This is a genomic window from Sporolactobacillus shoreicorticis (assembly GCF_024125445.1).
Taxonomy (GTDB): domain Bacteria; phylum Bacillota; class Bacilli; order Bacillales; family Sporolactobacillaceae; genus Sporolactobacillus; species Sporolactobacillus shoreicorticis.
The window spans coordinates 145,649-170,028 of record NZ_JAMXWM010000001.1; the positions used below are offsets into that span (position 1 = coordinate 145,649).

21 protein-coding genes and 1 riboswitch are annotated in these 24,380 nt (G+C 44.1%); of the genes, 20 read left to right on the top strand and 1 reads right to left on the bottom strand.

The window, feature by feature from the left end; all coding sequences use genetic code 11:
* The first annotated feature begins 16 nt into the window (after window positions 1-16).
* The 17 genes from NIE88_RS00665 (at window position 17) to NIE88_RS00750 (ending at window position 17,572) form a co-directional block, all read left to right on the top strand.
* Complete coding sequence (locus NIE88_RS00665) at window positions 17-856, top strand: DUF427 domain-containing protein (protein WP_253057775.1); 840 nt, start codon at window positions 17-19, stop codon at window positions 854-856.
* A 26-nt stretch (window positions 857-882) separates the two neighbouring features.
* The gene (locus NIE88_RS00670; protein ID WP_253057776.1) at window positions 883-1,707 is read left to right on the top strand and encodes a DUF427 domain-containing protein; all 825 of its coding nucleotides are present in this window, start codon (window positions 883-885) and stop codon (window positions 1,705-1,707) included.
* A gap of 154 nt (window positions 1,708-1,861) precedes the next feature.
* Window positions 1,862-2,614 carry an IclR family transcriptional regulator gene (locus NIE88_RS00675; RefSeq protein WP_253057777.1) on the top strand — a complete coding sequence of 251 codons (753 nt, stop codon included), beginning with the start codon at window positions 1,862-1,864 and terminating at the stop codon, window positions 2,612-2,614.
* Window positions 2,615-2,808: 194 nt separating this feature from the next.
* Window positions 2,809-4,170: a hydantoin-5-propionate amidohydrolase gene (locus NIE88_RS00680; protein ID WP_253057778.1), complete on the top strand. Its 1,362-nt coding sequence runs from the start codon at window positions 2,809-2,811 to the stop codon at window positions 4,168-4,170.
* 40 nt (window positions 4,171-4,210) lie between these two features.
* Window positions 4,211-5,428 carry a hydantoinase/carbamoylase family amidase gene (locus NIE88_RS00685; RefSeq protein ID WP_253057779.1) on the top strand — a complete coding sequence of 406 codons (1,218 nt, stop codon included), beginning with the start codon at window positions 4,211-4,213 and terminating at the stop codon, window positions 5,426-5,428.
* Window positions 5,429-5,559: 131 nt separating this feature from the next.
* Window positions 5,560-5,664: riboswitch (SAM riboswitch) on the top strand.
* Window positions 5,665-5,866: 202 nt separating this feature from the next.
* Complete coding sequence (locus NIE88_RS00690; RefSeq protein WP_253057780.1) at window positions 5,867-6,700, top strand: transporter substrate-binding domain-containing protein; 834 nt, start codon at window positions 5,867-5,869, stop codon at window positions 6,698-6,700.
* Window positions 6,701-6,725: 25 nt separating this feature from the next.
* Window positions 6,726-7,442 (top strand): amino acid ABC transporter permease, encoded by a 717-nt coding sequence (locus NIE88_RS00695; RefSeq protein WP_253057781.1) that lies wholly within the window; start codon window positions 6,726-6,728, stop codon window positions 7,440-7,442.
* The gene (locus tag NIE88_RS00700) at window positions 7,439-8,182 is read left to right on the top strand and encodes an amino acid ABC transporter ATP-binding protein (RefSeq protein ID WP_253057782.1); all 744 of its coding nucleotides are present in this window, start codon (window positions 7,439-7,441) and stop codon (window positions 8,180-8,182) included. Before NIE88_RS00695 ends, NIE88_RS00700 begins: the two co-directional genes overlap by 4 nt.
* 1 nt (window position 8,183) lies before the next feature.
* Complete coding sequence (locus NIE88_RS00705) at window positions 8,184-9,359, top strand: amidohydrolase (protein ID WP_253057783.1); 1,176 nt, start codon at window positions 8,184-8,186, stop codon at window positions 9,357-9,359.
* Window positions 9,337-10,953, top strand: coding sequence for an L-serine ammonia-lyase, iron-sulfur-dependent, subunit alpha (locus tag NIE88_RS00710; RefSeq protein ID WP_253057784.1), 1,617 nt, complete (start codon window positions 9,337-9,339; stop codon window positions 10,951-10,953). Before NIE88_RS00705 ends, NIE88_RS00710 begins: the two co-directional genes overlap by 23 nt.
* A gap of 217 nt (window positions 10,954-11,170) precedes the next feature.
* On the top strand, window positions 11,171-11,863 hold the full coding sequence (locus NIE88_RS00715; protein ID WP_253057785.1) for a PIG-L deacetylase family protein: 693 nt from the start codon (window positions 11,171-11,173) through the stop codon (window positions 11,861-11,863).
* Between the two features lie 157 nt (window positions 11,864-12,020).
* Complete coding sequence (locus tag NIE88_RS00720) at window positions 12,021-13,094, top strand: M42 family metallopeptidase (protein ID WP_253057786.1); 1,074 nt, start codon at window positions 12,021-12,023, stop codon at window positions 13,092-13,094.
* Between the two features lie 177 nt (window positions 13,095-13,271).
* Window positions 13,272-13,709 carry an N-acetylglucosaminidase gene (locus tag NIE88_RS00725; RefSeq protein WP_373689389.1) on the top strand — a complete coding sequence of 146 codons (438 nt, stop codon included), beginning with the start codon at window positions 13,272-13,274 and terminating at the stop codon, window positions 13,707-13,709.
* Window positions 13,710-14,030: 321 nt separating this feature from the next.
* A complete protein-coding gene (locus NIE88_RS00730; protein ID WP_253057787.1) occupies window positions 14,031-15,185 on the top strand; it encodes a PucR family transcriptional regulator in 1,155 nt (384 codons plus the stop codon).
* Window positions 15,186-15,304: 119 nt separating this feature from the next.
* Complete coding sequence (locus NIE88_RS00735) at window positions 15,305-16,675, top strand: aminotransferase class III-fold pyridoxal phosphate-dependent enzyme (RefSeq protein WP_253057788.1); 1,371 nt, start codon at window positions 15,305-15,307, stop codon at window positions 16,673-16,675.
* Window positions 16,676-16,787: 112 nt separating this feature from the next.
* Window positions 16,788-17,399 (top strand): hydantoinase B/oxoprolinase family protein, encoded by a 612-nt coding sequence (locus tag NIE88_RS00740; RefSeq protein ID WP_373689383.1) that lies wholly within the window; start codon window positions 16,788-16,790, stop codon window positions 17,397-17,399.
* Between the two features lie 26 nt (window positions 17,400-17,425).
* Window positions 17,426-17,572, top strand: coding sequence for a hypothetical protein (locus NIE88_RS00750; protein ID WP_253057789.1), 147 nt, complete (start codon window positions 17,426-17,428; stop codon window positions 17,570-17,572).
* Window positions 17,573-17,877: 305 nt separating this feature from the next.
* Here NIE88_RS00750 and NIE88_RS00755 read toward each other — a convergent pair whose 3' ends face one another.
* Complete coding sequence (locus NIE88_RS00755) at window positions 17,878-19,275, bottom strand: aspartate ammonia-lyase (RefSeq protein ID WP_253057790.1); 1,398 nt, start codon at window positions 19,273-19,275, stop codon at window positions 17,878-17,880.
* 258 nt (window positions 19,276-19,533) lie between these two features.
* Between NIE88_RS00755 and NIE88_RS00760 the strand changes: the two genes are divergently transcribed.
* The 3 genes from NIE88_RS00760 (at window position 19,534) to NIE88_RS00770 (ending at window position 24,357) form a co-directional block, all read left to right on the top strand.
* Window positions 19,534-19,968: an Lrp/AsnC family transcriptional regulator gene (locus NIE88_RS00760; RefSeq protein ID WP_253057791.1), complete on the top strand. Its 435-nt coding sequence runs from the start codon at window positions 19,534-19,536 to the stop codon at window positions 19,966-19,968.
* Window positions 19,969-20,370: 402 nt separating this feature from the next.
* Window positions 20,371-22,362, top strand: coding sequence for a GH32 C-terminal domain-containing protein (locus NIE88_RS00765; RefSeq protein WP_253057792.1), 1,992 nt, complete (start codon window positions 20,371-20,373; stop codon window positions 22,360-22,362).
* 771 nt (window positions 22,363-23,133) lie between these two features.
* Window positions 23,134-24,357 carry a CDP-glycerol glycerophosphotransferase family protein gene (locus tag NIE88_RS00770; protein WP_253057793.1) on the top strand — a complete coding sequence of 408 codons (1,224 nt, stop codon included), beginning with the start codon at window positions 23,134-23,136 and terminating at the stop codon, window positions 24,355-24,357.
* Window positions 24,358-24,380: the final 23 nt, after the last annotated feature.

Below are 24,380 nucleotides of genomic sequence, written 5' to 3' on the forward strand. Positions count from 1 at the left end.
ACAGGGGGGCACACGTGTGACCGATTTAATCCATACCGATTTGATTCATGTGACAAAAACTAAGGTAACTACCAAGAAAAAAACGTTGCTATTCGAATCAACTCCAAGGTGGGTGCGTGCTACATTTAATGGAGTAACGATCGCAGATAGTAAAAAAGTTATGCTGCTGCATGAGCGTGGAAGATTGCCGGTGTATTATTTTCCCGAAAATGATGTACGAACAGATTTATTCACTCCATCTGAAACAAGCAATTCATGTTCGCTTAGAGGTGAAGCAAATTACTGGAGCATCAAGGTCGGTGATTGCGTGGCAGAAGATGCTGTTTGGTGTTATCAAAATCCGGGATCAAAAATTGAAAAAATAAAAGGTTATTATGCTTTTTGCTGGAACAAGCTTGATGCATGGTATGAAGGCGAGGAGGAAATATATCTTCACCCGAGAGACCCATACAAGCGAATTGATGCTTTATATAGTTCGCGGCATATAAGAATTGTATTGGACGGTATTACGCTCGCTGAAAGCAGTCGGCCAGTCATTGTTTTTGAGACTGGTGTTCCGGTTCGCTATTATTTGCCGAAGGAAAACGTTGTCATGGAGCATCTTGTGCCATCGGAAACGAGCTCGCGTTGCCCATATAAAGGGATTGCTACCTATTGGTCGGCAGTTATTGATGGTAATACCTATGAAGATATTGTCTGGAGGTACCGAGAACCCATTGCGGAAATGTCGAAAATTAAGGGACTGCTTTCTTTTTATAATGAGAAAGTTCAAGTGTTTGTTAATGATGTGTTAGAAGAAAAGCCTTCGTGGTATTTATCCTCACTTGATACATTTAATGAACACGAGCTGCATTAAATCGTTTAAGGAAAGGAATGAGACATATGATGTTACATGCAGATCCGCAGTGGACGTTGAGAGATGAGGATTATGAAGGTTGGCAAATAAGGGCTGAACGCAGTCAAAAATGGATTCGGGTTCGATTTGCCGGTGTCACTGTTGCGAGTAGTAAACGTGCACTGATTGTGATGGAGATCCAGAAACTTCCCATCTATTATTTTCCACTGGAAGATGTTCGAACAGAATTCCTGAAACCATCAAAATTTCAAGAAGAGGATCAGAATGTTGGAATTAAAGACTATTGGCATGTAGCCTTAAACGGTCAGATTATTGAAGATGCTGCATGGGGCTTTGCTACACCTAAATTAGAAAGTAATTTCTTAAAAGGTTATGTAGCATTTGTCTGGGAAAAAGCTGAATCGTGGCTTGAGGAGGAAGAGGTCTTTGTTCATGCGAGAGATCCTTATACACGCATTGATGCGATACCCAGCTCTCGTCGTGTCAAAGTAATTGTTGGCGGTGAAGTTGTCGCTGAAAGTACCCGTCCGGTCATTCTGTATGAAACCGGACTTACCTCCAGATACTATCTGCCCAGAGAGGATGTCCGGATGGAGCTGTTGACCGAATCAGAAAAGCACACTCGATGCCCGTATAAAGGGATTGCCTCTTTTTGGACGGTAAATGTGAATGGGAACCAGTATACAGATGCGGTCTGGAGCTACGCTGAGCCCTTGCCGGAAGTGCATGAGATCCAAGGCCTCATCAGTTTCTATAACGAAGCAGTAGATTCAATCGTTGTTGATGGTAAACCATGGATGCTTGGGTCAAATGAACGCTTGCCGTACTCGCTCATTAGTTGTGCATGCTGACTGAATATCAGGAATATATAGCCTAACAATATAGAAGGCTGACCGGATCTGGTCAGTCTTTTTTTAATTAAGAATAGCGTTTTCTCATGAAAAGAGATATATTATAATGTGGTAATAGGCTATCACTTAAATGAAGAAGAGAGGATTTTTGCCTGTGAAGGGAACGCAATCACTGGAAAGAGCGTTGGATATACTGTTTGTACTGGGAGAAGCAGGTGGAACGTTATCGGTAACGGATATTGCTGAAAAGGTTTCGATCCCTGAAAGCTCAGCCTATCGTTTACTGCAGACATTAGAACGAAACGGCATTATTGAAAGAAAAGGTCAAGGACAAATAGGACTTGGTCTCCGTATTTTTGATCTGGCAAAAAGCTTAAACAACCAAACAGAGCAGCAATTAAGTGCTATTGCTAAACCATATATGAAAGAACTGGTTCAAGAGACTAAAGAGACAGCGGTCCTATTCGTGCGTGCAGGAGTTAACGTAATCTCTATACAAAGCATACCGGGATCCTTTCTCGTCCGTTTTGTTGCGGAAGACGGCAAGTCCTTTCCAATGCAGAATGGTGCCTCGGGTAAATCTATTCTCGCATTCGAAACGGATCGGGTCGTGAAACAGATACTTGACACACTGGATCCGCAGGAAGCGCAAATACTTAGTAATGAACTGAAGAAAATAAGAGAAAACGGATATAGTACAACAAATAGTGAAGTTGATGCCGGAATTGTTGGTATTGCAGCACCGATTTTCGATTATAAGCACAATGTAATTGCGAGTCTCACAATTGCCGGACCCGGGAATCGAATCAAGGAGAGCAATTATAATCTGTTCATCGAAAAAGTAGTTCAGGCAGCAAAGGAAATTACGAAACAATTAGAGTTTGTTATGAATGTAAAGATCGTCTAAACTATTTGAAATTTGGACGAAAAAACACAATGTTTGGAAGATGCTCAGGCGTCTTTCAGGCTTTTTTTAATTCACATAAGCAAACGAAATGATCGAAAATTGCTTTAATAATGAAAATAAATATTGTATAATATTATACAATATAATAATTATTTATCGTATATTGATAAAATTATTCGGAAAGGAAGATGTATATGGAACCATTTGATTTAGTGGTAAAGGGGAATATTGTTTTGCCTGATAAAGTGATGAATGGTGCGATTGGAATTTCAAAGGGTAAAATCACGCATATCACCGATCAACAGAATGGACTTGTCAGTAAAAATGTGAAGGACTTTAATGGCTCTTTTATTTTTCCAGGATTTATTGATACTCATGTGCATTGTTACAGCAATCCGGATGAAGGTGTGGCTGCAACAAGTGAAGCTGCTGCTTTTGGCGGCGTTACGACTTTTTTTGATATGCCCTATGATCGACCTGATCCGATAAACAATGTAAAGATATTTGAGAAAAAAATTCAGCGTCTTGAGGGAAAAACAGTAGTCGACATTTGTCTTTGGGGGACCATTGCGAAGAAAAATGGAACGGATCAAATTATTCCTATGGCCAAAGCCGGGGCAGTAGCGTTTAAACTCTCAACATTCGAAACCGATCCCTATCGATTTCCAAGAATCCCTGACCCTGAAATTCTTAAAGCGATGAAAATAATAAAAGAAGTGAATTTACGGGCCGCATTCCATTCGGAAAATGGCGAAGTTATTTATCAAATGATTGAAGAGTACCAAAAAAAAGGTAAAGTGTATCCGCGTGCGCATATGGAGACACGTCCGCCAGTGACCGAAACGAGTGCTATTTTGAAATTGCTTGAATTTGCTTATTGGACAGGAGCTAAGCTCCATATTGTACATGTCAGCCATCCTCGTTCAATTGAACTGATTCAGCTGTTTAAAAAACAAGGAGTTCAAGTGACTTGTGAAACTTGCTATCACTATTTACTATTAGATGTTCATGACTTAGAAGAACAGGGCCCGCGTGCGAAAATGAATCCGCCTGTTCGAGAGCCGGAAGATGTACAAAAGATGTGGGAGAAGTTAGAAGGCAATCAAATTGACATGATTACGTCAGATCATGCACCTTGGAGCTTGGAACAAAAAATAAAGGGGAAGGATAATATTTTTAAATCACCTTCAGGTCTGCCGGGAGTTGAGCTTCTTATACCATTGATGTTTGACGGCGGCGTTATGTCGGGAAGACTGACACCTGTACAATTTGCTCATTTACTCGCCACGCATCCTGCTGAAGCATATCAAGTACCTGGAAAAGGAAAAATCACAATCGGTTACGATGCCGATCTCACGATTATTGATCCTTCAAAACAAACAATTATTGATGAGATGAAATTGCACTCTCAGGCAAAATTAACACCATTTAATCAGAAGAAGCTGCGTGGGAAGATCATTGAAACGATCATCAGAGGGAACACCGTTTTTGATGGAACGAAAATTACTGCCGACATGAACTATGGCAAGTTTGTACCCGGATCTGCAGCAGAATAATTGAGACAGTACACGATCCTTTTATGCAAGGAGAACGAATATGATAAAATTAATGGTCAATATGAACCGTGTCAAAGCATGGTATCAAGAGATTGTTGAACTTACTGAAGTCGAGGCAGGCTATACAAGACTCGCATTTTCTGACAAAGAGGAAGCTGCACATAAGTGGCTTATTCATAAATTAGAAGCAATTCAATGTAGTGTGAAGCAGGATCGAATCCATAATGTTTATGGCAGAATGGGTGATACAACCGGACCCTCAATTGCATTTGGCTCACACTTGGATACGGTTCCTGATGGCGGACTATTTGACGGAACGTTGGGCGTAATTGCAGGTTTGGAATGCCTTTATATGCTGTATGAACAACATGTTCAGCCTGATGTACCATTGGAACTCATATGCTTTACAGGTGAGGAAGCGAACATTCTTGGTGGGACATTTGGAAGCCGAGCTATAGCAGGACTGGTTACGTTTACTACGGAATTCGAACAAAAATCCAGACAACTCGGTTTTTCTAAGGATGATCTGGAGAGTGTCCGTAAGAAGAAGGGCGACTTCATCAGTTTTCTTGAAATGCATATTGAACAGGGTGCGGTACTTGAACAATCACATCAGAAAATAGGGATTGTTGAAGGTATCGCAGGAATGATTCGGTTGGACGTGCATCTTTATGGAAAAGCGGCTCATGCCGGTACAACGCCAATGTCGATGCGGGACGATGCGCTTGTTCTCGCGGCTCGTTTGGTGCAGAGTGTCAATGAATGGGCAGCAGAGCCAAACAGTCAAGTCGTAGCAACCATTGGCAGACTGCAAGTAATTCCAAACACTCCCAGTGTTGTCCCAGGAGAAGTACAATTGATTGTGGAAGTAAGAGGGATGAACTGGAAGAAGGTTCTGAACTTAAAAAATAGAGTTGAAGAATGGCTGTTAATGAATGGTCAAAACCAATTCAAGACAGTTGTCGAAAAACATCCTGCAGCGTTGTCTGATTCGGTTAAATTGGAAATTAATAGAGCTACGGCATCGCTAAGCATCCCATTCATAAATATGGTAAGCGGGGCGAACCACGATACAAATGCAATGAGCACACTTACAGATACGGGCATGATTTTTGTACCGAGTCGAGGCGGTATCAGTCATCATCCGGATGAGTATACCTCATGGGAAGATATCAAGACTGGTATTCAGGTTATGTTTCAGTCACTTATGAATCTCTATGAGAAGCATCTGGGGGGAAGAACACAAAATGATGAATGAAATATCTTTGCAAATTATTCTACAAATTAATGAACGTTAATTTAAAAATATGATAAATCATATATAAATACTATGAATAAGTATTGACTCTTCATAGGAACTTTCGTATGATCGAATCACAAACTAAATCATTCTTATCAAGAGCGGGGGAGGGACCGGCCCAATGAACCCCAACAACCAGCATTGGAAACTGTGTATGGTGTTAATTCCGGCAGAATTATTCTGGGAGATAAGAAAAGTAAAGCCGGACGGCAGCGGCGATTATTTTTCTTGCACCCAGGAAAAGTAATCGTTTTTATTTTTCATCAAAAGAACTGCCGCAAACGTATACGAGAGAGAGGGGACACCATGAGCGGTACATGCACGATGGCATAATACAAGCAAATTTATAGGAATAATTATTAAATGAGCAAATAGACAAAAATTGGGGGAAGAATAATGAAAAAGAAATTCGTTGCATCCTTGCTGGCATTTATTCTCTTGCTGACCGTAGCGGCTTGCGGGAACAGCTCGGCATCTGATAAGAAAAAAGCGGTGAAAGTCACGACCGTTAATGTTGGAACGGAAGGTGCGTACCCTCCTTACAACTATGTCGATTCGAATGGCAAAGCGGACGGCTATGATATTGCCGTGATGAGAGCGGTCGATAAGAAGGTTCCGTCGCTCAAATTCAACTATGTTCCTACAGCATGGGACAGCATCTTCGTCGCTTTGGAATCCGGGAAATTTGACATTATCGCAAGTAATCTCGGAAAGAATCCGGAACGTGAAAAGAAGTACCTCTTTTCAGAAGAACCCTATCTCTATGGCAGTTCGCAAATTATCTATAAGGCGGGGAGAACCGATATTAAATCACTGAAAGACCTGAATGGGAAAAATGTAGCTGCAGGCGTAGGTACCGCTACGACCACTCAGTTGGAAGAATATAATAAAAAACACGGAAATAAGATCACGATTAAATACACAGATGGAGATATTAACAAGGCGTTGCAGGAAATTGATTCCAAACGTGTTGATGCGACAATCAGTAACATCATCACAACGAACTTAACCGCGAAAAAATTAGGCATTAAGGTTGATGGAACAACTGCTCCAGAGCTGGGGATCAGTCCGATTCATTTGCTCTATGTGAAAAATGACCGTGGCAGTAAATACCAAAAATTAATCGATAAAGCGCTGATATCCCTGCGTAAAGACGGAACCTTAAAAAAGTTGTCTGAAAAGTATCTTGGTAAGGATTATACAACTGAGGAAGCAGCAGCAAAAGAGTAATTAACTTTTGAAGGAATAGGAAAAAATGGGAAAAATTTTCGATCCGGTATTCATGATTCAATCATTTCCTGAGATTCTGAAGGCATTGCCGATAACCTTGTTCATTGCTTTTGTATCTGCGGTGATCGGGCTTGTGATCGCGTTTATTGTCTCGTTCATCAGGTATTCAAACATAAGAATTCTTAGTCCGATAGCAAAGGCTTATATTTCATTTATTCGCGGGACACCTGATTTGGTTCAAATCATGCTTGTTTATTACGGAATTCCCTTATTTCTAAAGGCGATTAATGAAAAATTTGGGACTGCGTTTGATGTAAACGGAGTACCCAGCATTGCTTTTGCCATCATCGCGCTGGCCATAAATGCCGGAGCTTATATGTCGGAAACGATGCGAAGCTCGCTCTTGGCGGTGGATTCCGGGCAGCTTGAGGCATGCTACAGCGTGAATATGACGCGGCTTCAGGCGCTGTGGCGCGTCATCATTCCGCAGGCAATCGGTATCGCAATTCCACCATTGTCGAATACCTTAATCTCGCTGATAAAAGCAACGTCGCTGGTTTTTACGATTTCCATTATTGATCTCATGGCACAGGCAAAAATTGTCGGGTCGCGTTCATTTCGATTCTTTGAAATTTATGTCGTGGTTTCAATTATTTATTGGGTGATCTGCGCGGTCGTTGCCTTTGCGCTTTCCAAAGTGGAAGTGCACGCAAAGCGCTATGAAAGGAAAGTCGATCAGTGATTCAATTAGATAACGTGAGTAAATCCTTCGAAGGAACACAAGTCTTAAAGAATATTAATCTCACTATCAACCAGGGCGAGGTCGTGACCCTTATTGGCCCAAGCGGCGCGGGGAAGACGACACTCCTGCGCTTGCTAAATTGGCTGGAAGTTCCTGATTCAGGAAGAATTACTGTGGGGGAGGTCACCATTGACGCATCAAAATACAGCAAACACGATGTGAGGCGCCTGCGCGGGCAGAGTTCAATGGTCTTTCAACATTACAATCTATTCAAGAATAAGACGGTACTTGAAAATGTTACAGAGAGCCTTGTCATCGTCTCAAAACTAAAGCAAAAAGAGGCGGAGGAGAAGGCTGAAGCCTTGCTGAAAAAGGTCGGCATGGGGGACAAGCTGCACGATTATCCGGCCAATCTCTCAGGAGGGCAGCAGCAGCGCGTGGGTATTGCACGGGCGCTTGCAGTTGATCCTAAAGTTATGCTTTTCGACGAGCCGACGAGCGCGCTTGATCCGGAATGGGTCGGCGAGATTCTTCATTTGATTAAGCAAATTGCCGCGCAAGGAATGACCATGATCCTAGTTTCTCATGAGATGCGCTTTGTTCGGAGCGTCGCAAGCCGGATTATTTTCCTTGAGCACGGCGAACTGGTTGAAGACTCTAATCCCAAAGATCTCTTCGAGAACAGTAAAAGCGTCCGAACGCAAGCTTTTCTGCAAAAATTGACTTACGAGGAGGTATAGCATGACTCAGTCTGAATTAAAAAGGGAAACGCTTCAGACGCTGGAATCATTATTTCATTGGTTTCACCGACATCCAGAGCTCGCGCTTCATGAATTTGAGACGACGCGGAAGATTAAGGCGGTGCTTCAAGAGCACGATATCGATATTTTGCCAAATCCATTGGACACAGGGGTCTTTGCGAAGATTGGTGGGAAAAATTCGGGCCCTTTGATCGCATTGCGAGCGGATATTGACGCGCTGCCGATTCATGAGGAATCCGGTTTGACCTATTCTTCTGAGAAGCCAAATCAGATGCACGCCTGCGGCCATGATTTTCATTTAACCAATTTACTGGCGACCGCACTGGAATTGAAGAAAAGTGAAGATCAGTTAAATGGAACGGTTTTACTTATATTTCAACCGGCTGAAGAGGTGGATCATGGAGCCGACAAAGTCGTACAGACCGGAATATTAAACGGCGTGGAAGCCATCTTCGGTCTCCATGTGAACGATGAGCTTCCGACCGGAGTCATCGGGGTGAAGGAAGGCAACCTGAATGCGGCGGTTGATCGTTTTTTTGTCACGTTCAATGGGAAAGGCGGGCATGCCGCTCATCCGGAAGGCGCCAATGATGTGATTGTCGCAACCGGTGAATTCATTGGCTCCGCTCAAACAATTGTCAGCCGAAATGTCAGTCCGTTTGAGCCGAGTGTTGTTTCCATCACTCATATTGAATCCGGCAAGACATGGAACGTGCTGCCAAATAGCGCTTTGCTTGAAGGAACGGTGCGCTCTTATGACAAAGCAGTGCGCGAGAAAATTAAAACCCGGCTGCAGGAAGTCACTCGCGGGATTGCCGCCACCAATGGAATTTCCGGTGAATTTAAATGGGGGGACGGCGCTCCGGCAGTAGTCAATGATGGTCGCTTAACGAGATTAGTTGAAGCTGTTGCAAGGGAAAATCACTTTGAAGTAGTGAATTTGGAACCGAGCATGGGTGGTGAGGACTTTTCCAGCTACCAGCAGATCATTCCGGGTACCTTCTTTAATGTCGGGGTGAATTCGCCTTACCCGGTTCATAACAGTAAATTCAAAGTCGATCCGAAAGCTTTTGAGACTTCTGTTCCTTTGTTTATCGCTCTGGTCAAGGCCTATTTCGAAGGGGGTCGGCACGATGACGAAACTCTTTTATCCTGATTTCTTTAATGATGTATTTGGTCCGATCATGCAACCGGGTTCGAGCGGCAGCTTTGCCGGTACCAGCCGTGTTGGCCGCGTCGCGCATTATCTAATAAAATCGCCGCTTTTGCGTGCGGCAATTTCATTTAATCCCAGTGACAAACGACATTTGAGAAATTTAGGAAATATGATGGATGATCGAGGGTATCTTGGTGGTTTGCAGGACTTTGCTCCCGACGATGCTCGACTCTTTGAGGCGCATACGTTTGCCAGAGAAAAAGGTATTTCTTATGAATTTACTGCTTTGGAGGAAGAGAATGGTTATCCGGGAAGTGTGCAGTTTGATTTAATCGGCAGAGACGGCCGGACAGGACAATTGATCGGTGAGTCCGTGGGCGGCGGAATGATCAATATTTATGAAGTCAATGGCTATCCGATTCACTGGCAGGCGGATACCTTTGGCTTGCTTGTTCAAGATGCATCAGGCAAATATGCCGATCAAGTGACTGATCTGATTGACCGTTTTGAAAATGAATACATCGCGCAGAAGCAGCTAAAAAATAAGCAGGATGAATTCGGTTATTTTATTGAATTTTCATCCGTTCTTCCCGAAAAAGAGCTGGAATATTTCTTTGAAAATGCGGACTTTCTCTTTCTTCCCGCGCTTTTGCCGGTTGTCACCACAGCGGGACGTAAACCACAACTGTTTCGAACGGTTGACGAATGGATTGAGCTTTCGCATAATCGGCAGCAGAGTTTCGTTCAGACGGCGATTGATTATGAAAAAGATTTTTCCGGATGGAGCGAATCAAAGATTGTGGCGTACTTTGAGAAAATTTCCGGCATTCTCAACCATCAAATTCACGCGCTTGAGGAACTCGGATATGAGAATGTTCCAGATACACCGCTGCTTCCGGTTTATGGAAAACACTGGAATCGTTACAAACATAAGTCAATTCAACTGGTCGATTCACTGACATCGCGAATTATGGATTATGCCTACTCGACCAATGCGAAAATTCCCGGTGTCGTGATCGTTCCGGGACCGATGGGAACAGGAGGCGGCTATCTTTATTCCGCGCTTGAAGCGGTACGTGAGGCGCGCGGTTTTTCACATGAAAAATTGATTGAGGGGCTGATTGTTGCCGCGGGACTGGGTGCGATCGCCTTCACTCACGCACATGCTTCCGGTGCGTCCGGATGTGTCGGCGAATCAGGTATATGCTGCGCGATGGCTTCCGGCGCGATTACATGGATGGCCGGAGGAACAGGCGAACAAGTGCAACATGCCGCTTCGATGGCCCTGCAGGCGAACATCGGTATTCCCTGTGACCCCATTCCCGGCGGACTGGAATTTCCCTGCCTCACCCGGACGGTTCGCGCCGCGGTCACTGCGCCTATGTATGCGGACATGGCACTGTCGGGCATTGACCCATTGATTCCTTATCATGAAGTGCTTTACGCGATTGAGAAGAATCGTCAGCAAAATCAAAATGCTGTCTGCGGACCGCTTTGCGGCGTAAATTGCACCTTAACCGCACAAAAATGCGCTTTGTTCCTCAAAGACGAAGTCATGGGCGATCAATTGAAGTATACTGCGCCGGTTAATTAATAAAGCAAAAACATATGAATGCTCAAAAGAGCTGCCTTATTATAAAAGAAACAGCATTAGATTCAATGCTGTTTCTTTTTCTCAAGAATGAAGATAAATTTTGAAAAAGATCAGATCAAAGACCTATTGATCGGTCAGTAGAATACAGCTGACAGTCAAGTCAATAAATAGTTAAGTAACAGCAGGCATTTATTCATTTAATACGAGAAGGGATAACATGGGAGTCAGGGGAAAAAAAGCGATTGTCTTTATCGCGCATCCGGATGACGAGACGTTTATAAGCGGCACGTTAGCCAAGTTGGTGCGAGAAGGAAATAAGGTTCTGGTTGTGATTGCTACAAATGGTGATAAAGGAACACATGACCGGACGCAAACACCTGAACAAGTAACAGCGATCCGTCAGAAAGAAATGGGACGGGCAGCTAATGTTCTCGGGGTTAACATCAGCTGGCTGAATTTCTCCGATGGAACTCTGTTTGCTGAAGAAGCAGAACTCAAAGAGAGGGTGTTTCGGAAAATTAGATTGGAGCAGCCGGATCTTTTGTTTACTTTTGATCCCTTTAAAAAATATGATGTTCACTCTGATCATATGACCATTGGCCGTGTTGCCTCCGAGGCTGGTTATTTGGCAGATGGTTTCTGCTACTACCCCGAGCATCTGGAAGAAGGAATTGAACCTTCAAAACCACAAGAAACCTATCTGTTTAACGCAGAGGACCCTAATTATTCGGTAACGATTCGTGAAACATTCGATTTGAAGGTCCAATCGGCGGAGCAGCATGTCAGTCAGTTTGGCGGCAGTTCTTTTAAAGAACTGCTTCTGCGTCGGATTCGTTTGGAAGGCGGCAATGAACAGGATCTGTATCTTGAATCTTTTTATAAGCTCTATTATAGTGATCTTTTGGTCTAGGTAACGGCAGTTTTCAAAAATTGATAATATATTGCTAAAAGCAAAAGGTTCAGATGCTGTAAGAATCATTGTGAGTGATGAATGAGAGTCCATGCTCATATACTCGTCAGCCATGTACTATAATGAAAGGGCAAAAGTTATGGTGAGGAGCTAAATTATGGACAAAGAGCAGTCATTGAGATTGATTGAGAAATTATCCAATGCAAATGGTGTTTCAGGTTTTGAAGATGAGGTTACCGGTTTATTTTCTGCGGCGGTGCGACCGTTCGGCAAAGTTGTTGCGGATCATATGCGCAATGTGTATGTGAAACGAAAGGAAAATTCGGGAAACAGTCTGGTCGTTCAGTTAGACGCGCACAGTGACGAGGTTGGTTTTATGATTCAAGCGATCAAACCGAACGGAATGTTGCGCTTTGTGACGGTCGGCGGCTGGGTTCGGGCAAATATTCCGGCGCATAAGGTGCGAGTGCGCAACCGAGAAGGCGTGTATATTCCGGCGATTATTGCCAGCACGCCGCCGCATTTTATGACCGCTGAAGAGCGTAACCGTCTGCCTCAGGTCGCCGATATGGTGATTGACGTCGGGGCAACTTCTGCTGAGGAGGCAGTGCGTGATTTTAAAATTGATGTTGGTGCGCCTGTCGTACCTGATGTAACTTTTGAGTTTCTCAAGGATAAGGATTTGATGCTTGGAAAAGCATTTGATAATCGCATTGGGACGGCAGTCATGACTGAGGTGCTCCGTGAACTGGACGGAACGGCTCTAAATGTGGATGTCGTGGCGTCATTATCTGCTCAGGAGGAAGTCGGGGAGCGTGGCGCTCAGGTTGCTGTAAAGAAAATCAGTCCTGATGTCTCAATTGTTTTTGAAGGTGCACCGGCGGCTGATACCGTCATGCCGGATTATATGATCCAGACCGGACTGAAACGTGGACCGATGCTGCGTGATTTTGACAAGTCGATCATTGTCAATCCGCGCTTTCAACAGTTTTGTCTGGATATTGCGAAGGAGAACGGGATCAGAACGCAGCGTTCCGTGCGCACAGGCGGCGGAAATGATGGCGCAGTGATTAATTTATATCAAGGCGCGCCAACCGTTGTGATCAGTGTTCCGGTACGTTATGCTCATACTCCGTATTGTTATGTAGCTTATGAGGATTTTGTATCTGCTGTGAATTTGACTGTGGAAATTCTGAAATCGTTGGATACAGTGGTTATCGGAAGTTTTTAAGCGAATCTCAATTAAGGAAGCAGGCCGATTTTTGGTCTGCTTTTTTGTAATGAGGGAGTGAAGACAGGCCTGTAACCAATTCTGAATCTCTCAACGGCGACCAGTGTCAATGCGGATGAGATAAACACCAATATATTAAATGGGAAAGGTATTCTTGCGGGAAAAGCGGCGACATTCATTCAGGCGGCAAGCGATCAGCCTATCAATGAAATCCATCTGATCGCGCATGCGCTGCTTGAAACGGGCAACGGCGCGTCCCCGCTTGCGACCGGACAATTGCAGGGTGCCGGAACGGACGGTCAGCAGCACGTAGTCTATAACATGTTCGGCATCGGCGCTACGGATGACAATCCGAATCAAGTGGGTGCAGATTTTGCGGCAAAGCAAGGTTGGTTTACTCCGGAAGCGGCGATCCTCGGCGGCGCAAAATTTATCGCGCAAAGCTATATCAACAATGCGGCTTACCATCAGGATACACTGTATAAAATGCGCTGGAATCCGGCAAATACCCAATTGGCATTGCACCAGTACGCAACTGATATCGGCTGGGCGGTTAAGCAGGCGCGGATCATAAACTATTTATGGAAAATTTTTCGGCTATACACTGCGTTTTGAATTACTGAAATATTGATCGGATCATTTATGCTCATTCAAAAGAGCTCTCTTGGCAGAGACATTGTCGGAAGGGCTCTTTCTACAGGCTTTGCGCGCAATTGATTCGCCTGTTTTTACTTCATGACAACCAATTTGGGGAGTGGGACGGTTCTCTGTTTCTTATTGGACAGAGTGATGGGTTAATTATATAGTGATACTATTAATATGTGTCAATTTTTAAATAACTCTGAGAATGTTTTCTTCTTAGCTCCAATAATCTTTGGCAATCGTATGATTTGATTATTTGTTTTCTAATTGTTTTGGATACGAGGAGGTTATGTGATGAGTACACTTAACCATTTATTTGCGTTGCCTGAACTGGAATCGATTCGCCTTGTTGCCGGTAAAGAGGGGATGAATCGTTTGATTTCCGGTGTGAACGTTATGGAGAGTGACAGTCTTTTCGATTTTTTTAAAGAAGGCGAGCTGCTTGTGACGACGGGCATTAATATGGAAAAAGATGAGCAAAGACTTATGTCGATGGTTGTCAATGTCTACGAGCATAAGGCATCCGGTGTGGTTCTAAATGTCGGTCCTTATATTCCCCGTATTCCGGAACAAGTGCGGGAATTTGCAAATGCGCATCAATTTCCGATCTTTGACATGCCGTGGGCATACCGGGTCGCGGATTTTGTAAAAATCACGGTTCAATTTCTTGCTTCGGCGGAGCAGAACCAAACCCGCTCAAAGCACGCGCTGAACGAACTCTTATTTCATGACACTCCCGATTATGCCCATGTGTATAAAGAACTTGATCAGCTGGGCATCAAAACCGACCAATTATTTTCAATTATTGTATGTTCCTTTGATCCAAAAAAGCCCCCTTCTTCCTCAATCGGTTATGTTGTCGAAACAACGCTTTCGCGAAAATATCGACTGCTCCTATCCACCCATCATGACCATCAGCTGATCTTCCTTGTTGTTCAAATACGTGGATCAGATCTGCCGCTTGTTTCCCTCATGCAAACCATTAGAAATGGATATGCGTCACAACTTGGTACGAGCCCGTTGTCTCTTGGCAGGGGAAATGAATACACGTTAACAAAAGTCATGAAGAGTTATCATGAAGCGTTGATGGTACTTCGACTCACGAAGCGTCATCCGAATCTGCAAATCTATGAATACAATGAATTAGGGGCATATCGCATTATTATGGATGTACAGGAACACCGCGTGATTGAAGATTTCTGCCAGAAATATTTAGGTGCCCTGTATCGCTATGATCGTCTGCATGAAACGGATCTCGTTCATTTTTTGCGAGTCTTTCTTGAGGAGGACGGGCGAACGTCACAAATCGCACGCAAGGAATTTATCCACCGCAATACCGTTCTCTATAAGGTGAAAAAGATCGAGGCGATTCTTGGTGCGGATCTTTGTCATCCCTTTGTGAAAACTAATTTGCAGTTGGCATTTATGATTGAAGATATGATTAAGTAATGTGTATTTGCCTTGTGCAGATGCACATTATTTTTTAGCTGAATGTTCATTGTATTCGATATAGATAGGTATATCATTATATTATATTAATTCAGAAAAATGATTGGAGATGGCGGGTTATGAAACCGATTGAAGACCGGCAAATCAAAGAGGACGATCAGTTGTATGTCTTGCATTCCTGGTCCAAACAGAAAGACGTCGATCCTAAGATCATTAAGAAAGCAAGCGGTATCTTCTTCTGGGATGATGCGGGCAAGAAGCATTACGACATGTGTTCGCAACTCGTTTACTTGAATGTCGGTCACAATCATCCGAGGCTGATGGAGGAGTTCAAGCACATTGGTGAAGTTCCACTTTCCTCGCCGGGATTTGCGACTGCTTCAAAGGCGGAACTGGCTCGGAAGATCATTGAGGTGGCGCCAAAAAATATGGCGAAAGTCTTCTTTGCTAACGCCGGTGCGGATTCAAATGATCACGCAGTGAAAATTGCACGCATGGTCACCGGGCGATATAAAATATTCTCCCGCTATCGATCCTACCATGGAGCGACCTTTGGGGCTGGCAATCTTTCCGGTGAGAATCGCAGGTTCACTGTTGAGCCGGGATTGCCGGGGTTTATCAAATTCGAGACCCCTTATCTTTATCGTGAATCAATACATTTTGACAGTGAGGAAGCGGCGGCAGCTTTTTACGTGGATCGGCTGAACAGCCAAATTCTTTATGAAGGTCCGGATTCGATTGCTGCGATCTTTATGGAGACCATTCCGGGAAGCAATGGCGTGCTGATTCCGCCCAAAGGTTATATGGAAGGCGTTCGCGAGTTGTGCACTAAATACGGGATTTTGATGATCTGCGACGAGGTTATGGCGGGTTTTGGACGCACAGGAAAAATGTTTGCGGTTGAGCATTTTGACATCAAACCGGATATCATGACATTTGCGAAAGGTGTCACTTGCGGCTACAGTCCACTTGGTGGTGTGATTGTTAGTCAGGCCATTGCCGATTATTTTGATGGTCATGTACTGATGACCGGATTGACTTATAGTGGACACACCGTATCTACTCAGATTGGCTGCGCGACACTGGATATTTATAAGGACGAGCACTTGGTTGAACATGCGGCAGAAATGGGGGATGTGCTGGCGGAGCGGTTGGAGCAGCTCAAGGCGCGCTTTGTCTCGGTCGGTGATGTCCGGCATATCGGCTTATTTGCGGCGGTTGAGCTTGTTAAGGATAAGCAGACGAAGGAGCCGATCATTGCTTACGGCATGGATTATGGCAAGGATACGGTCGGCTTGATGAAGAAATTTGTTGGTCTACTTCTGAACCAAGGTTTCTATACTTATTCTCACGAGTCCAGTGTCATCATTGCGCCGCCACTGATCATTACGGCAGAGCAAATTAATGAAGCGATGGATCTGTTTGAATCAGCACTTGCCATGTTTGAAAAGGAGTATCTTTTTTCAGATCAAAAGCTGATGACTCCATGATTGAGAACAGCAGTTTTCTCAAAATGAAAGATATTTTTTTTAATGAGAAATGTCATTTATTCATCATGGTGTTCTGCATAGAAGATTCTGATTGCTAGGGAGGTGGTTGTTCATGCAGGAACAAAAGGTACTTGTCAATGCGGAACGATTGAAGAAGACGATTGAACGGTTTGCTGATTTTGGCCGTACGGATCATAATGGTGTGACGCGTTTGTCGCTCTCGAAGGAGGATATCAGGGCGCGAACTTACCTCATTTCATGTTGCGAGGAACTTGGAATGACGGTCAAAGTTGACGACGTGGCCAATATCTACGCCACCATGGGGGAAAGCGAAGATCAGCCGCCGTTCGTCATGGGTTCGCATTTGGATTCTGTTAAAAGAGGCGGACGGTTTGACGGTGTGCTGGGGGTTATTGCGGCGTTGGAGGTTGCCCGCTTTGATCCGGCTATGATGTGTTCCAGAATTATATCAGGAAAATTCGACAAGTCGGAGATGCTGAAAAGTACGGATCCTGATGAAGATCTTGAATCGAATCAGCCATTGAGTGTCACACGCTATGAATTTCCTGATGACGCCGCGGCGTCCGGAAAATTTCGCGGCGGTGTCGGTCCAATTCGTGATATCGAATTTACAGATGAAGGCGGATTTTCCGTCGAAGGTGAAGGGCAAAAATACGCTCCTTGGGCTTTTAACGGAGGACATGACGTACACCAAGCAAGCTGATTTTTAAAAATAATAAAGGCGACGAATTGTCGCTTCCATCTAAAGTGCCGTACAAGAAAACACATCCCGGTGAAACATTAGAGATTGTCGGTCCATGTGGCGGCGGTTACGGTGATCCGTTCGAACGGGATCCGAAGGCGATTCTCGCCGATGTGCTTGATGATTATATCTAAGCAGAACGCGCAAAACCCGAGTTCGGGGTGGTTATTGAAGGCCATGAAATTCGTTGGGATGAAACCGAGCTCCTGCGCAGCACGCAGAACTAAAGATCGGGCGGCCGATAAAAAAGAGGACCTTGGGCAGGTATGATTCGTTGGAAGATCATACATGACTAAAGGTCCCTTTCATTTTGGCTTGAAAAAAGGTTGCTCAATAGGAAGCCGCAATGCTAATCGTGCAACGAACGGTGCTTAGCAAACACTCCTGTCTTGAGGAACAAAACAGAAGTGTCTCTAGAAAAGTGACGCGCCATAATCATTTAATTGATCATGGTGCGCTGATCGTATAAATGAACAAGCTTTTTAGGGCTTAGCAATTCCAATACGTTTGCCGGGGCAAGTGGCATTTCGCTGACGATCGTTTTAATTGGTATTCCGGTTTGCATGGAGTGGTTCACCAGTTCACATGTTTTGTTGTATCCAATAAAAGGAACGAGAGCAGTCGCCAAAACCGAACAGTTTTCCGCTTGACTCAGGCATCTTTCTTCGTTTGCCTGAATGTCGTCGATGCAGTTGACTCGGAATGTGTGCAGTGTTTTTTGCAGCAAATGTGTCGAGACGATGAGATTGCGAACGATAATCGGTTCAAATGCGTTCAGCTCCAACTGACCGGCTTCAGCCGCCATGGTGATGGTTGTGTCGTAGCCGATGACTTGGAAGGCCACTTGATTGACGAGTTCGGGAATGACCGGATTCACTTTTCCAGGCATAATGGATGACCCGGCTTGCTTTTTCGGCAGACTCAGTTCATTAAATCCGAACTGGGGACCGCTTGAGAGCAGCCGCAGGTCATTGGCCATTTTTGACAAAGTAATGGAGAGCAGCTTGTAGCTGTGAGAGAGCCGAACGAACGCGTCGACATTTTGCGTCGCATCAATCAAATTATCCGCTTGCCACAAGTCTTCGCCTGTCAGCTGACTCAGTTTAGGAACAATATGATCGACATAATAGGCAGAAGCGTTGACGGAAGTGCCGATCGCTGTGCCGCCGAGATTCAACGTCTTTAAGGCTTCGCGGCTGCGCGTGAATTCCGTTAAATGGCGGCCAAGTGCTGCGGCAAATGCCTTGAAGGTACTGCCAACTGTTGTCGGCAGCGCGTCTTGCAATTGCGTGCGCCCAAGTTTAATAACATTTTCCAAAGCATCTGCTTTGCGGAGCAGGCTGCTCAGTAAATCCTCAATTTCAAAAGAGAGCAGACGGGTCAGCTGCAGAAGTGCCAGCTTGCTTGCGGACGGGAACACGTCATTTGTTGACTGACACTTGTTCACATCATCGTTCGGATGGACGAGGCAGTAGTCACCTTTGCGTGCGCCCAGCCATTCAATCGCTCGATTAGCGATGACTTCATTTGCATTCATATTAATGGACGTTCCCGCGCTTCCTTGAATCGGCGGGACAATAAAATGAGCGTCGAATTGCCGATCCAAGATTTCATCGCAAGCACGTGTGATCGCGGCTTTCTTTTCCTTGGTTAGTTTCCCTGCTTCATAATTAACAAGTGCGGCCGCTTTTTTGATCTGCGCCAGTCCGTTAATCAGTTCGACATCAAGTCTTTCCGATGTTACATCAAAATTCTCCCTTGCCCGCAGTGAGTGTATCCCATAATAGGCGAATTCAGGGACTTGCTTCGTACCAAGCGCATCTTTTTCGATTCTCACGAACTCATTCCTCCAATTCATGTCATCCTGCATGTTTAAAATAGTTGAAAAACAGTGAGATTGCTATACTTGCACGCGAACTCCTTGAATAAAAAAATTCATGGACAATTAATTTAACGAAATAATATTTAGTGTCAAATAAATTAACAAAATAACGAATTGATGTCATAAAATCTGACTATGAATTTTGCTTTCTTTTTAATTCGCTCATATAATAAATTCGGGTAAGGATCATAAGAAGGGGTTGAGTCTTCTCGAATGGATGCGATTGATCGCAAAATACTGAATCGACTGCAACAAAATGCACGTGTATCGATTAAAGCACTGGCAAATGAGTGCTTTATTTCGTCGCCGACCATATCGGCGCGTATTCATCAGATGGAGAAACAAGGAATGATTAAAAATTACTATGCGTTGATTGATTACAAGAAAATGGGGTATCACATCAAGGCATATATCAATTTGAAGGTTGAACCGAACGATAAACAGGCATTCTATAATTATATCGAGAAGATTCCCAATGTACTTGAATGTGACTGTGTTTCCGGTGAATTTGCAATGCTGATCAAAGTTATTTTCGAAAGTACGGAACTGCTTGATTCGTTTATTAATGAGCTGCAGCGCTTTGGGAAGACCAATACGCAGATTGTGTTTTCGACGCCTGTGGCTGTCCGTGGAATTCCTTTAACTTAAGCTTTGTGGAAACAGCGATGAGTTGACTATGATGTGTTTAAGAAAGAGTCTGGTGTATTTAAAGGCTTTTTCTTTTTTTTACTGTTTTGTTTTGTATGGGATAGTGTACCATTTGCCTGCTATTTGAATAATTGGTGTGTTTTTTTTTCGAGGCAGTGTTTTGAATTGATTCGTTAGTGATTGATCTGGAATCAGACCTTAGCCGATTTTTCCTTTATTGATGCACTTTTTTGACAGTAAGCATCATCAAACACACTAATTGGAATGAATCTTGCATGGATAAAATGGGCGGGTGGCCGGTATTCGAGAAAAGGGAAGCAGATGTAAGGGAGATAAGGGCGATATGGGCCGGTTTTACTCAGCACATAAATGAAAGCGCTTAATTAAAAGGGAGGAGATCGCTTGAATTTAAGAAAAATAATGAAAGCGGGAACAGTACTTCTTTTAAGTCTCGGCATGACTTTTCCCGCGCCGTTTTCGCATGCACAGGCGGCAGGTTCACTCTATCAAGAGGCTTACCGAGATCAATATCATTATTCGGCACAGCAAAATTGGCTAAATGATCCGAACGGATTGATTAAGTATAACGGAGTTTACCATATGTTTTATCAACACAATCCGAGCGGCAATGAATGGGGCAATATGTCCTGGGGGCATGCGACAAGTACCGACCTCATTCATTGGAAGGAGCAGGAGGTAGCTATTCCTCAAAGCGATGATAATGCGTGGGTTGATTTTTGGATGAAAACGAAGGATGACGCGAAGCCTGTTCATTACATTGGGCGGCCGACAACAAATTGGGACGCCGGTAATCCAAACGGCAAACGCCATATATTCAGTGGCTCTGTGATTCTGGATAAGGACAATGTTGCCGGATTCGGCAAGAATACATTGATTGCCTACTATACCAGTACGTATCAGGTGGCCGTGAGAGATGATGATTACAGTAAAGATTCCTGGGGCAATTATTTGGGCATACGCGAGGTTCAGGAACAGAACATGGCCTACAGTACAGACGGAGGCAAAACGTTTACCAAGTATAATCATCAGAATCCGGTGATCCCGGCTACTCAAGTACCGACCGCAGACGCGGCAAATTTTCGTGATCCGAAGGTGGTCTATGATTCGGAAAACAAACAATGGGTAATGCCGCTCGTCTCGGGGCAGGAAGTTGATCTCTTCACGTCAACGAATCTTAAAGATTGGACCTATCAATCGGCGATCAAGCGTGAGCACGACGTAGGGAACGGTGTGTGGGAATGTCCAGAGCTGATTCCGATGAAGGTCAAAGGAAGCAATCGAACCAAGTGGGTGTTGTCGCTAAGTGTGCAGCTGGGTGCTCCGGCAGGCGGCTCGGGTATGCAATACTTTGTCGGTAATTTTAATGGGAAGAAATTTATTCCTGAAACAAGTGAAACGATGAAAAATCCTCAATGGCTGGATTTTGGCGAGGATTTCTATGCCGGTATCATTTTTGGTGAGACACCTGGACGCACAATTATGCTGGGGTGGATGTCGAACTGGTCCTACGTCGGGGAACAGAACACGTCACCATGGCATGGCGAGATGACGTTGCCGAGAGAATTGACACTGGAGAGAAGCGGAAATGGGTACACCATCAATCAAAGTCCTGTCAGAGAAGTGAAGCGTTTAGGACAAAGCACCGAGCGATTGGGTGACCGAATCATCACTGCCGATGCCAAAAAGGATACCATCCTGCCAATTCGCGACTTTTCGGGTAAGCAGTACAGGGTAAGTGCCGACTTTTCGTGGAAAGAAAAGCAGACGCCGAACCGTTTCGGATTCAGAGTGAGAGCGTCGGAAGACGGATCGAAATATATTGAGGTCGGTTATCATCCACGCAGCCGAACGGTCTATCTCGATCGAACAAAGGATGGGGAAGCGATCACAAGACAAAATACGAAGGTAATATTAGATGGTAGGCCAAACAAGATAAAACTGACAGTGTATGTGGACTCCTCATCCATTGAAGCTTTTGTCAATGATGGGGAGAAGACCTTGACTCAAGTGGTTTATCCGAATCCGGATCATCCGAGCGATACAAACAAACTGTCCTTTTTTGTAAATAACGGGAAGGTGGCCGTATCAAAAGCTGTCGGCTCACATTTAGAAAGCATTTGGGGAAACAATCCTACGATTACAGGACCGGATAAAAAATATGCTGACTACGGCGCGACGTTTCATCCACTAGAAGGAATCACGGCAGTTGACCCGAAAGATGGTGACTTGACAAGTAAGTTAGAGGTGTCAGGCGGTAAAATAAAAACAAAAAAGCCCGGTATCCATAACGTGCACTATTCCGTTTCCAACTCAGCAGGAGTCAAGGCACATCATAAGATGACCGTTGTGGTGAAATCACGTGGAAGGAAATAAAATAGCTTGAAAAGAGGCTGCTCTTTCGTAGGCCTCTTTTTTACAGATAAAGTTTATTGTTTTTCCTTGCTGGTACGACGATCAACGGCATAAGATTCGGTCGGGCGATCAGGTAAGTGCCCAATCTGAGAAATAACCGGAAAAATTCCACTTAATAGAAAATGAATGAGAGAAACTGCTTGAATAGACGGAGAAATTCCGCTTATCGAATCGAAAAACGTGAAAATGGAGGATTCTTCTTTGAATAAGCAGAAAAATTACCCTTATTTATTTACCCATGAAACAAGTGCCATGATGGATATAACTGGAAAATCTCCGCTTATTTTACTTCGTTACTTAATAACGGACTGGAATACTTTCTGTTCAAGCCCAAGGTTGATGATTCAAAACCGCATTTGGAGCAAGGAGCTTTCTAACTGTAAAGGAACTTTCGCTAAATACGCATACGTCCTGTATGCAACGCGAAAGTCACCGCATCCTGCGGAAGTACATCCTGTATGCAACGCGAAAGTCACCGCATCCTGCGGAAGTACATCCTGTATGCAACGCGAAAGTCACCGCATCCTGCGGAAGTACATCCTGTATGCAAAGTGAAAGCCATCACATCGATTGCATCGGAGAACAGAATCATAAAAGAATAAAACCTGATAGTCGATGCACGTATCAGATGCGAACAATAAAAGCTGTAAGCAATTTATTTGACAGGAATCCGTTGATCACGGTATTTATGAAAGAAGGCTGGCGAAGGGCGGAAAGGGAGCGATGTGCAGAATGCTGGCAAAAAGATCATTTCTTTCAAGAAGAAAAGGGATATTCCGTTATTTTTCGGCTATCGTTCTGGCTAAACTGCTCAGTCCTTTCTTTTATTTTCAACTGAAAAAGAAGAAAATAGCGCTGATCGGCGGGCATTGCGGTGAAAAGTACGCCGACAATGCTGCTGCACTGCATCACTATTTGCGAGCGAATTTTCCGGATTATACTGTTTATTTTGGGCTTAGCAACAAGCGCGCGGCTATTCGCGCAAGCATTGACGGTCCTGTCTATCAGTTGGGATCTGTCTGGAATTATCTGCTCTATTCATTTGCCAGCGTCTGTTATTATTCGCACTCTTTGGAGTCTGACATAGCCCCTGAGATCGATTTCAGCTGTTTTTCTAATCGGAAGCTGATCAAAGTGTATCTCGGTCATGGGATTGACGGCCTGAAGAAAAATCTTTTTATTTTTGATACGCGGCGCAGCAATTACTTTATCTGTTCATCACATCAGGAGGCTGTGATTAAAAACAACGATTGGGGCATTCCCAAGGAAAAACTGATTGTTACAGGAATGCCGCGTTATGACGCGCTTTATATGAAAAGAAGCCAAGGGCCGTCGAGAACGATTCTTTACATGCCGACATGGCGCGAGTGGCTGAATGCGGATCAAATCTTTTTCGAAAGTTGTTTTTATAAACAGGTCACACAGTTGCTTAATGACCGTGCACTTGCAGATGTACTTAAGCAGCATCGGTATCAACTGAAGGTGATGCTGCATCCTTTTCTGCATTCGGTATTTAAGACTTTTAAACAAAATAACAATCATTTAGATGATATCATTTTTTGCCAACCGGATCAGAGTATTCAGGATTTGATCGTGGAATGTGATTTACTGATCACCGATTATTCCAGTGTCTCGTGGGATTTTTATTATCTAAACAAACCTGTCCTTTTCTTTCAATTTGATCAGGCAGAGTATTTGGAGAAACGTGGCGCTTATCTTGATTTTTCCAAGGAACTGTTCGGTGATGTTGTTTTCCTATCGGATGAAGTGGCAAAAAAATTGGATCGGATTCTGTCATTGGATCGCTTGTCGGATTACTATAAGAATCAAGTCAGTCAGAAAAATCACTTCGACTTCTATGATCATAAAAATTGCCTGCGGATTGTTCAGCACACCCTGCCAGGGTATCAGGAAAGCGAGAGACTAATCGCGGCAACGCGGCAGCCGGATCGATAAACATGCATCGCTGCCGAATGTTA